Source organism: Streptomyces sp. TRM64462 (assembly GCF_013362995.1).
In the GTDB taxonomy this organism is placed as follows: domain Bacteria; phylum Actinomycetota; class Actinomycetes; order Streptomycetales; family Streptomycetaceae; genus Streptomyces.
Window position 1 is genome coordinate 1 of record NZ_JABWDV010000257.1, and the last position, 12,947, is coordinate 12,947.

The 12,947-nt window shown below is 72.6% G+C and carries 8 protein-coding genes; 6 read left to right on the forward strand and 2 right to left on the reverse strand.

Annotated features, from left to right (window positions below; genetic code table 11):
• Positions 1 to 237: 237 nt before the first annotated feature.
• The 4 genes from HTZ82_RS11910 (at position 238) to HTZ82_RS11925 (ending at position 7,338) form a co-directional block, all read left to right on the forward strand.
• Positions 238 to 519: an acylphosphatase gene (locus tag HTZ82_RS11910; protein WP_175409317.1), complete on the forward strand. Its 282-nt coding sequence runs from the start codon at positions 238 to 240 to the stop codon at positions 517 to 519.
• Between the two features lie 402 nt (positions 520 to 921).
• A complete protein-coding gene (locus tag HTZ82_RS11915) occupies positions 922 to 1,134 on the forward strand; it encodes a hypothetical protein (RefSeq protein ID WP_175409318.1) in 213 nt (70 codons plus the stop codon).
• 282 nt (positions 1,135 to 1,416) lie between these two features.
• Positions 1,417 to 5,718, forward strand: coding sequence for an AAA family ATPase (locus tag HTZ82_RS11920; protein ID WP_175409319.1), 4,302 nt, complete (start codon positions 1,417 to 1,419; stop codon positions 5,716 to 5,718).
• A 201-nt stretch (positions 5,719 to 5,919) separates the two neighbouring features.
• Positions 5,920 to 7,338: a sugar porter family MFS transporter gene (locus HTZ82_RS11925; RefSeq protein ID WP_175409320.1), complete on the forward strand. Its 1,419-nt coding sequence runs from the start codon at positions 5,920 to 5,922 to the stop codon at positions 7,336 to 7,338.
• On the opposite strand, the gene HTZ82_RS11930 is transcribed toward HTZ82_RS11925, so the two are convergent.
• Positions 7,335 to 8,756, reverse strand: a complete 1,422-nt coding sequence (locus HTZ82_RS11930) for a cytosine permease (protein ID WP_175409321.1) — start codon at positions 8,754 to 8,756, stop codon at positions 7,335 to 7,337. The two genes, HTZ82_RS11925 and HTZ82_RS11930, sit on opposite strands and share 4 nt — an antisense overlap.
• Before the next feature lie 73 nt (positions 8,757 to 8,829).
• Here HTZ82_RS11930 and ftsY point away from each other — a divergent pair, with 73 nt between their 5' ends.
• Entirely contained in the window at positions 8,830 to 10,053 is a 1,224-nt protein-coding gene (gene ftsY / locus HTZ82_RS11935) for a signal recognition particle-docking protein FtsY (protein ID WP_175409322.1), read from the forward strand.
• A 149-nt stretch (positions 10,054 to 10,202) separates the two neighbouring features.
• Here the strand turns inward: ftsY and HTZ82_RS11940 are convergent, their stop codons facing one another.
• Positions 10,203 to 10,895, reverse strand: a complete 693-nt coding sequence (locus tag HTZ82_RS11940) for a bifunctional DNA primase/polymerase (protein WP_175409323.1) — start codon at positions 10,893 to 10,895, stop codon at positions 10,203 to 10,205.
• A gap of 439 nt (positions 10,896 to 11,334) precedes the next feature.
• Here HTZ82_RS11940 and HTZ82_RS11945 point away from each other — a divergent pair, with 439 nt between their 5' ends.
• Positions 11,335 to 12,804, forward strand: a complete 1,470-nt coding sequence (locus HTZ82_RS11945; protein WP_175409324.1) for a hypothetical protein — start codon at positions 11,335 to 11,337, stop codon at positions 12,802 to 12,804.
• The last annotated feature ends 143 nt before the right edge of the window (positions 12,805 to 12,947 follow it).

Below are 12,947 nucleotides of genomic sequence, written 5' to 3' on the forward strand. Positions count from 1 at the left end.
TCTTCCGGCGCGCACCGGCCCGGCGCCGGCTGCCGCCCGCCGGCTGCCCGGCCGCGGACTCGTCGGCGGCGGGTGCGGCGCCGGAGCGTCGATGGCGTCCCATCTCCCCTGCCCTCCTGCTTCCCGTGCTTCCCGTGTGACACACCCGAACGGGTGAGGCTCATTGCGTCGGGACTGTACGCCATGACACGGGGAGGGGAAGCGATCGCGGACCGATCGGCCGGTTAGCGTGCAGCCATGAACGACGACGCACGGATCACCGCCTGGGTACGCGGACGAGTACAGGGAGTGGGCTTCCGCTGGTTCACCAGGGCGAACGCGCTGGCCATCGGAGACCTCACCGGATTCGCCCTCAACCTCGACGACGGCCGCGTACAGGTCGTCGCCGAGGGCCCGCGTGAGAATTGCCACCGCCTGCTGGACTGGCTCCGCTCCGGCGACACACCCGGACATGTGGACGGAGTGACCGAGATCTGGGGCACACCGCGCGGTGGATACGACGGCTTCGAGATCCGCTGAAGCACGCCCCGAAAGCCTTTCCCCACGGGCATTCGGAGTCCTTCAGGAGGCGGCCGTACAGCACGCCGTACCGCCCGATGCGACAGAAATGACCAGGTGATTGCCGAGAAGGGGTTGTGACCCAGGCCCCGGCACGCAAGGATGATCTCGACGCCCTTCCGGGCACCGTGTGCGAGGCGCCGCCGTATGGTCAGCGGCCGTGGACCTCCCGGTGGCCCCTTGATACAGGGCGTGATCGTGTTGACCGTCAAACTTTTTGGTGAGACGCTGGAAGCCCCGGGCACCTTAGCTGTTTGGCAGTGAGAACCGCAGCGGCACCCCATGCTGCCGGACACCTCGGGTGCGTTTCCCTCACGACCCACACCACTACGGTCGGTCACTCAGTGTGGAGGACCATCCATCATGGCAAAGGCGCTTCTCGGTTATGTCGGCGGTACCGACCCGCGACTGCTCGCCGAGATGCGACGGCTTCAGCAGCGCGTCCAGGACCTGGAGTCCGAGCTGGTCCGGATCCAGTCGGAGAATGACGCGCTCAACGCTGCCGCCGCTCACCGCGAGCCGCTGCTCGACGGCATCGACATCGACGTACCCAAGGGCGAGCCTGCGCTCACCTGACCCCCGCAAGGGAACCCGTAGAACTGAACCTGGGCCTGCGGGACGGTGAGAAACACTCTCGCGAGATCAGATATGCAAGGGGCGCTCCGGCGTCCCTTCTTTCTTTTCCCGCCCTTAAGGCCCCTTCCGGCCTCTCACGGCACTTCCGGCGCCCTTACCGCTACCGCCCCTTCCGGCCGCTCGCGGCCCCCGTCGTTCACCTGGCGGTACCCCCCGGTTACCGACTGATCTGCCCTCCTCGTTCACGAGTCAAACGAAACCCGGAAGGTAGAGTCCGGGGGCGTGCACCTCAAGGCCCTGACCCTCCGCGGTTTCAAGTCGTTCGCCTCCGCCACCACGCTGCGGTTCGAACCGGGCATCACCTGCGTCGTCGGTCCCAACGGCTCCGGCAAGTCCAATGTCGTCGACGCGCTTTCCTGGGTCATGGGCGAGCAGGGCGCCAAATCCCTGCGCGGCGGCAAGATGGAGGACGTCATCTTCGCCGGGACCACCGGCCGGCCGCCCCTCGGCCGCGCCGAGGTCTCCCTCACGATCGACAACTCCGACGGCGCGCTGCCCATCGACTACGCCGAAGTCACCATTACGCGGATCATGTTCCGCAACGGCGGCAGCGAATACCAGATCAACGGCGACACCTGCCGCCTCCTCGACATCCAGGAACTCCTCAGCGACTCCGGCATCGGCCGGGAAATGCATGTGATCGTCGGGCAGGGCCAGCTCGACTCAGTCCTGCACGCCGACCCCATGGGCCGCCGCGCCTTCATCGAAGAGGCCGCGGGCGTACTCAAGCACCGCAAGCGCAAGGAAAAGGCGCTGCGGAAACTCGACGCGATGCAGGCCAATCTCGCCCGCGTCCAGGACCTCACCGACGAACTGCGCCGCCAGCTCAAACCCCTCGGCCGGCAGGCCGCCGTCGCCCGCCGCGCCGCCGTCATCCAGGCCGAACTCCGCGACGCCCGGCTGCGGCTGCTCGCCGACGACCTCGTACGGCTCCGGGAAGCCCTGAGCGCCGAGATCGCCGACGAGGCCGCGCTGCGCTCCCGCAAGGAGAGCGCCGAAGCCGACCTGAAGGCCGCCCAGGCACGCGAGGCCGCCCTGGAGGACGAGGTACGCCGCCTCGCCCCGCGCGTCGAGCGAGCCCAGCACACCTGGTACGAACTGTCCCGGCTGGCCGAACGGGTGCGCGGCACCGTCTCCCTGGCCGACGCCCGCGTCAGGAGCGCCACCGACCGGCCGGTCGAGGAACGCCGCGGCCGCGACCCCGAGGACCTGGAACGGGAAGCCGCCCGCGTCCGCGAGCAGGAGGCCGAGCTCGAAGCCGCCCTGGAGGCCGCCGAGCGCGCCCTGGAGGACACCGTCGCCCACCGCGCCGAACTGGAGCGCGCCCTCACCGCCGAGGAACGCCGCCTCAAGGACGCCGCGCGCGCCATCGCCGACCGCCGCGAGGGCCTCGCCCGGCTCACGGCCCAGGCCGGCGCCGCCCGCTCCCGCGCCGCCGCGGCGCAGGCCGAGATCGACCGCCTGACCACCGCCCGCGACGAGGCCCGGGAACGCGCGGTCACCGCCCAGGAGGAGTACGAGCGGCTCAAGGCCGAGGTCGACGGGCTCGACGCCGACGACGCCGAACTCGCCGCCGCCCACGACACCGCCAAGCGGCAGCTCGCCGACGCCGAGGCCGCGCTCACCGCCGCACGCGAGGCGGCCACGGCCGCCGAACGGAGCCGTGCCGCCACCCAGGCCCGGCACGATGCGCTCGCGCTTGGGCTGCGCCGCAAGGACGGCACCGGCGCGCTGCTGGAGGCCGGCGACCGGCTCACGGGACTGCTCGGGCCCGCCGCCGGGCTGCTCACGGTCACCCCCGGGTACGAGGTGCCGGTCGCCGCCGCCCTCGGCGCCGCCGCCGACGCCCTCGCCGTGACCGGCCCGTCCACCGCCGCCGAGGCGCTGCGGCTCCTCCGCAAACAGGACGCGGGACGCGCCGCCTTGCTGCTGGGCGGCGCACCGGACGACGAGGCCGCCGCGCGGACCGCCCGGGCGACCGGGGACGTCCCCGAGGCACGGGAACCACTGGAGCCCCGAGATGGCCACGACGCCCCGAACGGCGACTACGCGCGCGTGCCGGGCGCCGGGGAGGCCGAGTGCGGGCGGGACGCCGGGGTGGGCGGCGGCCTTCGGGCGGGCGGTGGCGCCCGGGAGGACGGCGGCGCGCGGGTGGGCGCTGGCGCGCGGGTGGATGGTGGCGCCGGCGGCGAAGAGGGCCGTGGCGGTGCGCGGGTGGATGGTGGCGCCAGCGGCGACGGCGAGGGCCGTGGCGGTGCGCGGGTGTCGGATGCCGGGGAGGCCCGGTATGGCCGGGACCCCGAGGTGGACAGCGGCCTGCGGGTGGACGGTGGATCCCGTGGCTGCGGCGAGGGCCGCGAAGGTGCGGCGGTGCCGGGGGGTGCGGGAGAGGCCCGGGGTGGCCGGGACGCCGAGGTGGGCCGTGGCGCCCGGGTGGACGGCGGCGCCCCCGGTGGCGACGAGGCCCAGGGCGGCCGCGAGGCCCAGGGCGGTCGCGAGGCGCTGGGCGGTGACCCTCTGCGGGTGCCGGGCGCGCGGGTTGCCGGGGACGCCCATGAGGCCGGGGGCCATGGCGCCCGGGACGGTGACTACGCGCGCGTGCCGGACCCCGGGCAGGCCCCGGACGTGCAGGGGGGTTCCGGCGGCCCGCACGCCCAGGTGGACGGCGGCGCCCGGGGCGCCCAGCACGACACCGGCCCGGCGGCCCACGCGCGCGTGGCGGGCGCCACGTACGCCGCCGACCTGGTGCGGGGCCCCGACACGCTGCTGCCCGCCGTGCGGCGCCTGCTGCGGGGCGTCGTGGTCGTCGGCACCCTGGAGGACGCCGAGGAGCTCGTGTACGCCCGCCTCGGGCTCACCGCGGTCACGGCCGACGGCGACCTGCTGGGCGCCCACTTCGCGCAGGGCGGCTCCGCCGGGGCGCCCAGCCTCCTGGAGGTGCAGGCCTCCGTGGACGAGGCCGCCGCGGAGCTGGCCGAACTGGCCGTACGGTGCGACGACCTCGCCGCACGGCAGGAGGAGGCGGCCGAGCTGCGGCGCGCCCACGCGGCCCGCGTCGAGGAGCTGGGGGAGCGGCGCCGTACCGCCGACCGCGAGAAGTCCGCCGTCGCCCAGCAGCTCGGCCGCCTCGCGGGCCAGGCCCGGGGCGCCGCCGGCGAGGCCGAACGCACCGACGCCGCCGTCGCCCGCGCCCAGGAGGCCCTGGACCGGGCCGTCGAGGAGGCCGAGGAGCTCGCCGAACGGCTCCTCGTCGCCCAGGAGACCCCCGTCGACGAGGAGCCCGACACCTCCGTACGGGACCGCCTCGCCGCCGACGGCGCCAACGCCCGCCAGACCGAGATGGAGGCCCGCCTCCAGGTCCGCACCCACGAGGAACGCGTCAAGGGCCTGGCAGGCCGCGCCGACTCCCTCGACCGCGCCGCCCGCGCCGAACGCGAGGCCCGCGCCCGCGCCGCGCAGCAGCGCGCCCGGCTGCGCCACGAGGCGGAGGTCGCCGCGGCCGTCGCCTCCGGGGCCCGACAGCTCCTGGCGCACATCGAGGTGTCCCTCGTACGCGCCGAACAGGAACGGTCCGCCGCCGGCTCCGCCAAGGCCGCCCGGGAACAGGAACTCGCCGCCGCCCGCACCGAGGGCCGCGACCTCAAGGCCGAGCTGGACAAGCTCACGGACTCGGTGCACCGCGGCGAGGTCCTGGGCGCCGAGAAGCGTCTGCGCATCGAGCAGCTGGAGACCCGGGCGCTGGAGGAGCTCGGCGTCGAGCCCGCCGCGCTCGTCGCCGAGTACGGCCCCGACCAGCTCGTACCGCCCGCCCCGCCCGCCGACGGCGAGCAGCTCCCCGACGACCCGGAGCACCCGCGCAACCAGGCCCGCCCCTTCGTACGCGCCGAGCAGGAGAAGCGGCTCAAGTCCGCCGAACGGGCCTATCAGCAGCTCGGAAAGGTGAATCCGCTCGCCCTGGAGGAGTTCGCGGCGCTGGAGGAACGCCACAAGTTCCTGTCCGAGCAGCTCGACGACCTGAAGAAGACCCGCGCCGACCTCCTCCAGGTCGTGAAGGAGGTCGACGAGCGCGTCGAGCAGGTCTTCACCGAGGCGTACCGGGACACCGCACGCGAGTTCGAGGGCGTGTTCTCCCGGCTCTTCCCGGGCGGAGAGGGCCGGCTCGTCCTGACCGACCCCGACAACATGCTCACCACCGGCGTGGACGTCGAGGCCCGCCCGCCCGGCAAGAAGGTCAAGCGGCTGTCCCTGCTCTCCGGCGGCGAACGGTCCCTGACGGCCGTCGCCCTGCTGGTGTCCATCTTCAAGGCCCGGCCGAGCCCGTTCTACGTGATGGACGAGGTGGAGGCCGCGCTCGACGACACCAACCTCCAGCGGCTCATCCGGATCATGCGAGAGCTCCAGGAGAGCTCCCAGCTCATCGTGATCACCCACCAGAAGCGGACCATGGAGGTCGCCGACGCGCTGTACGGCGTGTCCATGCAGGGCGACGGCGTCTCGAAGGTCATCAGCCAGCGCCTCCGCTGATCAATTTCAACACCTGAACGCAACCGCTCGAACGCCTGCGCTTCATGTCACATCACGCGCCCTATTGACTTCGAAACTTGAAGGCATAGTCTCTGCAACGTTGTTTTTACCTTCAAGTGGTGGGTGGCGTGCGCCTGTGCGCCACTTGAAGGGCTCGCCCCCGACGCCCGGCGACGGCGCCAGGCCCAGGAGTACGTACACGTGACCAGCACCGCGCGGCCCCCGGTCTCGGGCGCCAGGCAGGCCCATCCGGACCACCTCAGCCACGTCGTCTTCATCACGGCCGCCGCCGCGATGGGCGGCTTCCTCTTCGGCTACGACAGCGCCGTCATCAACGGCGCCGTCGAGGCCATCCGGGACCGCTACGACGTCGGCTCCGGTGCGCTCGCCCAGGTCATCGCCATCGCGCTCATCGGCTGCGCCGTCGGCGCCGCGACCGCCGGCCGGATCGCCGACCGCATCGGCCGCATCCGCGTCATGCAGATCGCCGCCGTCCTGTTCACGGTCAGCGCCATCGGCTCGGCCCTGCCCTTCACCCTCTATGACCTGGCCTTCTGGCGGGTCGTCGGCGGCCTCGGCATCGGCATGGCCTCCGTCATCGGCCCCGCCTACATCGCCGAGGTCGCCCCCGCCGCCTACCGCGGCCGCCTCGGCTCCTTCCAGCAGGCCGCCATCGTCATCGGCATCGCCGTCTCCCAGCTGGTCAACTGGGCCATCCTCAACACGGCCGACGGACAGCAGCGCGGCGAGATCGCCGGCCTGGAGGCCTGGCAGTGGATGCTCGGCGTCGAGGTCCTCCCGGCCGTGCTGTACGGACTGCTGTCCTTCGCCATCCCCGAGTCGCCGCGCTTCCTGATCTCCGCCGGCCGGCACGCCCGCGCCCGCGAGGTCCTCACCGAGGTCGAGGGCCACACCGTCGACCTCGACGCGCGCGTGGCCGAGATCGAGGACGCCATGCACCGCGAGCACAAGTCCACCTTCAAGGACCTGCTCGGCAACCGCTTCGGCCTGCTGCCGATCGTCTGGGTCGGCATCGGCCTGTCCGTCTTCCAGCAGCTCGTCGGCATCAACGTCGCCTTCTACTACTCCGCGACGCTGTGGCAGTCCGTCGGCGTCGACCCGTCGAGCTCGTTCCTCTACTCGTTCACCACGTCGATCATCAACATCGTCGGCACCGTGATCGCGATGGTCCTCGTCGACCGGGTCGGCCGCAAGCCGCTCGCCCTCGTCGGCTCCGCCGGTATGGCGCTCGCGCTCGCCTGCGAGGCGTGGGCGTTCTCCGCCGACCTCGTCGGCGGCAAGCTGCCCGCTACGCAGGGCGTCGTCGCCCTCGTCGCCGCGCACGCCTTCGTCCTCTTCTTCGCCCTCTCGTGGGGCGTGGTGGTCTGGGTGCTCCTCGGCGAGATGTTCCCCAACCGCATCCGCGCCGCAGCCCTCGGCGTCGCCGCCTCCGCCCAGTGGGTCGCCAACTGGCTCATCACCGCGAGCTTCCCGTCCCTCGCCGACTGGAACCTCTCCGGCACGTACGTCCTCTACATGGTCTTCGCCGTGCTCTCCATCCCCTTCGTGCTCAAGTTCGTGAAGGAGACCAAGGGCAAGGCGTTGGAGGAGATGGGCTAATCCCCGCTGCCCCTCTCCTCGACCTTCCGACTGCCCCGGCCCGCGCCTTCCGCGCGTGCCGGGGCAGTCGCGGCCCCGTACACGCCTGCCGCCACCAGCACCGTCACCACCCAGCCGAGCCCGTGCCGCCCCGGCCAGCTCCCGGCCAGCGGCCCCGCGAACCAGTCCACGCGCGTGAACAGCAGCCCCACCGCCAGCGCCGCACCCCACGCGGCGACGGCCCGCCACGCGAACCCGCCCCGGTACCAGTACGCACTCGACCGGCCCGTGTCCAGCAGCGCCGTACCGTCGTACGACCTCCGCCGCAGCATGTCCGCGCCGAACACCCCGATCCACGCGGAGAACGCCACCCCCAGCAGCGTCAGGAACGACAGGAACGCCCCCAGGAAGCTGCTCACCACCACCATCAGCAGAAACCCCAGCACCAGACTGATCACCGCGTTCACCGCCACCGCCCACGCGCGCGGCAGCCGCACTCCCAGCGTCTGCGCCGTGAACCCCGCCGAGTACATCGACAGCGCGTTGATCAGCAGCATGCCCACCAGTGCGATCAGCAGATACGGCACCGACAGCCACAGCGGCAGCAGCGTGCCGATGAACGACACCGGGTCCTGCGTCCGGGCCAGCCCCGGCGTCGACACCGCCATCACGGTCCCCATCAGCACCAGCGGCACCACCACGACCGCCGCCCCCGTGACCGTCACGCCCACCACCGCCCGGCCCGACGCCGCACGCGGCAGATAGCGCGTGAAGTCCGGCGCCGACGGCGCCCAGCTGATCGCCCCCGCCGCGAGCGTCCCCACCCCCACCGCCATCATCGACACCGGCCCCGGCGGCCGCCCGAACACCGCGCCCCAGTCGGTCCGCGCCACGAGATGGACGAGGACCAGCACCGAGAACCCCCCGAACAGATACGCCGACCACCGGCAGCACACCCGCAACGCCCCGATCCCCAGCCCCGACACCAGGAACGTCGACCCCACGAAGAGCAGCAGCGTCACCACGATCAGCGGCGTCCCGACCCGCACCCCGAACGCCAGGTCCAGCACCGTCAGCAGCGCGTACGCGCCCGTCACCGCGTTGATCGTCTCCCAGCCCCAGCGCGCCACCCAGATCACCGAGCCCGGCAGCAGATTCCCGCGCTGCCCGAACACGGCCCGTGACAGCGCCATCCCCGGCGCCCCGCCCCGCTTGCCCGCGACCGACACCAGGCCGACGATCCCGTACGAGACGACCGGCGCCGTCACCGCGACCACCAGCACCTGCCAGAAGTTCAGCCCGTGCAGCACCACCAGACCCGCGCCCACCGTCAGCAACAGAACCGTGATGTTCGCCGCCACCCACGTCGGGAACAGCTCACGGACGCGGCCGGCGCGCTCGGCGTCGGGCACGGGCTCCAGACCCCGGCTCTCATACATTCATCGCAGAATTACCCGAAAAGGGATATTCCGGCAAGGGTGGCCCGGCCGCGTCGCGCATACTGGACGGACCATGGAATTCGTCATCCTTGCTGTAGTCATCGCCCTGGTCGCGGTCGGAGTGGCCGGCTACCTCGTGGTGAGCGGCCGCCGGACCAAGCAGCTGCCGCCGCCGGAGGCCCCGTCCGCCACCCCGACCGTCACCGCGCCGCCCGCCGAACCGCACATCGGCGAGGAGGCGGAGACACCGCGCGAAGGGGCGCGCCGCACGATCGAAGAGGTCGACCTCCCGACCGCCGAGGAGATCCTCGAAGAGCCGACCGCCGTCGAAGACCCGGTCATGGCCGCACCCCCGGCCCCCGAGATCGAGGTCCCCGAACCGACCGCCGGCCGCCTCGTCCGGCTGCGCGCCCGGCTGGCCCGCTCCCAGAACTCCCTCGGCAAGGGCCTCCTCACCCTGCTGTCCCGCGAGCACCTCGACGAGGACACGTGGGAGGAGATCGAGGACACCCTCCTCACCGCCGACGTCGGCGTCACCCCCACCCAGGAGCTCGTGGAGCGCCTGCGCGAGCGCGTGAAGGTCCTCGGCACCCGCACCCCGGACGAGCTGCGCGCCCTGCTGCGCGAAGAGCTGCTGACCCTGCTCGGCGACTACGACCGCACGGTCAAGACCGAGAGCGGCATGGACACGCCGGGCGTCGTCATGGTCGTCGGCGTGAACGGCACCGGCAAGACCACGACGACGGGCAAGCTGGCCCGCGTCCTCGTCGCGGACGGCCGCTCGGTCGTACTCGGCGCGGCCGACACGTTCCGCGCGGCCGCCGCCGACCAGCTCCAGACCTGGGGCGAGCGCGTCGGCGCCCGCACGGTCCGCGGCCCGGAGGCCGGCGACCCGGCGTCCGTGGCGTACGACGCGGTGAAGGAAGGTATCGCCGAGGGCGCCGACGTGGTGCTCATCGACACCGCCGGCCGTCTGCACACCAAGACCGGCCTCATGGACGAGCTCGGCAAGGTCAAGCGCGTCGTCGAGAAGCACGGCCCGCTCGACGAGGTCCTGCTGGTCCTGGACGCCACCACCGGCCAGAACGGCCTGGTCCAGGCGCGGGTCTTCGCGGAGGTCGTCGACATCACGGGCATCGTGCTGACCAAGCTGGACGGCACTGCCAAGGGCGGCATCGTTGTGGCGGTCCAGCGCGAGCTGGGCGTCCCGGTGAAGCTCGTCGGCCTGGGCGAGGGCCCCGACGACCTGGCGCCCTTCGAACCGGACGCCTTCGTGGACGCCCTCATCGGCGACTAGCCCCACAAATCGGGGGCTCCGCCCCCGAACCCGCTCCTCAAGCGCCGGAGGGGCTGATTTTCAGCCCGTCCGGCGTTTGAGGACGAGCGCCGTTCAGGCGCGAACGGGGGTCTGGGGGCGGAGCCCCCAGTCTCGGGAAGGGGGCGGGCTCAGGCGCGGTGGCAGATGTACGCCAGCGTGCCCAGCAGCAGCCGGGCCTGCGGCGGCGCGTGCGCCGCGTCGAGCGACGGCGCCCGCAGCCACCGCACGGGCCCCAGACCGCCCAGATCCGACGGCGGCGCCGTGATGTGATCGCCCGGCCCCAGGCACCGCAGGTCCAGGTCCGCGTCGTCCCACCCCATCCGGTACAGCAGCCGCGGCAGCTCCGCCGCCGCCCCGGGCGCCACGAAGAACTGCGCCCGCCCCGCCGGCGTCACGCACACCGGCCCCAGCGGCACCCCCATCCGCTCCAGCCGCACCAGCGCCCGCCGCCCCGCCTCCTCGGCCACCTCCAGGACGTCGAACGCCCTGCCGACCGGCAGCATCAGGGCCGCGCCCGGGAACCGGGACCAGGCCTCGGCGACCGCGTCGAGCGGGGCGCCCGCGACCACGTCGGGCGTGAAGCCCAGCGGGTGCGCCCCCGGAGCCGTACACGCCGTGTCGCCGCAGGAGCACCGGCCGGACGCGGCGCGCGCGCCCGGGACCACGTCCCAGCCCCAGAGGCAGGTGTACTCGGCCGCCACCGTGCACTCCGCTGCGCGGTGCGCCCGCCGGCGGGACCCCGTCAACCCGGTGAAGCCGGTCAATCCCGTCCATCCGGACCGCATGTCGCGGATGCGCGTGCCGCCGATCGTGAAGCCCATGCCCCCTCCAACGGGTAGAACTCGCCGGTGGTTACGACCCGGAGTACCGTCGTGACACTGCGTCGCACAGTCCCTCGTCCGGGTGGCGCGCGGAGGCGGACAGGGGGGTGCGTCTCCCCGCGCGCGCCGCCGGGTGCGTCAACGCGCCAGCCTCCCGATCGTCATGTGTCAAGTGAATCGCGCCCCGCCCCAGGCGAGTTCATTCGAAGGGGTGGCGAATGGTGGCGTTTATGGAATCGGCCTCGCGGGACGGGTGATCGTAGGATTACTTTCGGTGCACGAACCCGGGGTACCGTCCTCGCTCGTGGGTATGCCGGAGGCAAGCCGGCTACCGCCGGTGCCCGTCCGAAGGGCCGAACCCCGGACGGCGGACCTCGACTCACGGCATTCTGATATGGGTTCGGGCACAACAGGCGATACGGCGGATGGGGGCCTACCAGTGGGCGGCAGCGGCGCAGACGGTACGAATACCGGCAAGCGCCCGAACGAGCAGCTCAGCTCGTGGTTCGTACGCAGCGGCTGGTCCAAGGGCGAGCTGGCGCGTCAAGTGAACCGCCGGGCGCGCCAGATGGGCGCACATCACATCAGCACCGACACCTCGCGGGTGCGGCGCTGGCTCGACGGCGAACAGCCTCGCGAGCCCATCCCGCGCATCCTGTCGGAGCTGTTCTCCGAGCGTTTCGGCACCGTCGTGGCCGTCGAGGACCTCGGCCTGCGCACGGCGCACCAGTCACCGTCGGTGTCCGGCGTCGACCTGCCCTGGGCCGGGCCCCAGACGGTGTCGCTGCTCAGCGACTTCTCCCGCAGCGACCTCATGCTCGCCCGCCGTGGCTTCCTCGGCACCTCACTCGCCCTCGCCGCCGGGCCCGCGCTCATCGAGCCCATGCAGCGGTGGCTGGTCCCGACCCCCGCCACCGACCGCACCGAACCCGCCGCCGCGAGCCGCCGCCCGTACAAGCTCTCCAAGGCCGAGCTGGAGATGCTGGAGTCCACCACCGTCATGTTCCGCACCTGGGACGCCCAGTGCGGCGGCGGACTGCGGCGCAAGGCCGTCGTCGGGCAGCTCCACGAGGTCACCGACCTCCTCCAGGAGACCCATCCCGCCGCCACCGCCCAGCGGCTCTTCCGGTGCGCGGCCGAACTGGCCGAACTCGCCGGGTGGATGAGCTACGACGTGGGCCTCCAGCCCACCGCCCAGAAGTACTTCGTGCTCGCCCTGCACGCCGCGAAGGAAGCCGGCGACAAGCCCCTCGGCTCGTACATCCTCTCCTCGATGAGCCGTCAGATGATCCACCTCGGACGGCCCGACGACGCCCTCGAACTCATCCACCTCGCCCAGTACGGCAGCCGCGACTGCGCCACCGCCCGCACCCAGGCCATGCTGTATGCGATGGAGGCCCGCGCCTACGCCAACATGGGCCAGCCCAGCAAGTGCAAGCGGGCGGTCCGCATGGCCGAGGACACGTTCGCGGACGTCGGCCTCGACGGCGAACCCGAACCCGACTGGATCCGGTTCTTCTCCGAGGCCGAACTCAACGGCGAGAACTCCCACTCGTACCGCGACCTCGCCTACGTGGCGGGCCGCAGCCCCACCTACGCCTCCCTCGCGGAACCCGTCATGGAGCGGGCCGTCGACCTCTTCGCGAAGGACCACGAGCACCAGCGGTCGTACGCGCTCAACCTCGTCGGCATGGCCACCGTGCACCTGCTGAAGCGGGAACCCGAGCAGGCCACCGCACGCGCCGAAGAAGCCCTGCGGATCGCCAAGCGCGTCCGGTCCGAACGCGTCAACACCCGGCTCCGCAAGACCGTCGACACCGCCGTGCGCGACTTCGGCGCCGTCCCCGCGGTCATCGACCTCACCGAGAAGCTCGCCACCGATCTCCCCGAGACCGCGGAAGCCGTCTGACCCGTCCGACCCCCATCCAGAGCCCGTATCCCCCCCGCACAGACCCCGGCCGCGACAGCCACCCCGTACAGCCCGACTCGGTTCCCCCACCGCCAGGTCAACAGGGTGAAGCTGTCGCGGCCGGTCCATGACAGGGGCAGAGG

Bases quoted from the DNA above. Each gene is read 5' to 3' on its own strand.
- HTZ82_RS11910 (WP_175409317.1), top strand. From the start codon at position 238: ATGAACGACGACGCACGGATCACCGCCTGGGTACGCGGACGAGTACAG.
- HTZ82_RS11915 (WP_175409318.1), top strand. From the start codon at position 922: ATGGCAAAGGCGCTTCTCGGTTATGTCGGCGGTACCGACCCGCGACTG.
- HTZ82_RS11930 (WP_175409321.1), bottom strand. From the start codon at position 8,756: ATGTATGAGAGCCGGGGTCTGGAGCCCGTGCCCGACGCCGAGCGCGCC.
- ftsY (WP_175409322.1), top strand. From the start codon at position 8,830: ATGGAATTCGTCATCCTTGCTGTAGTCATCGCCCTGGTCGCGGTCGGA.
- HTZ82_RS11940 (WP_175409323.1), bottom strand. From the start codon at position 10,895: ATGGGCTTCACGATCGGCGGCACGCGCATCCGCGACATGCGGTCCGGA.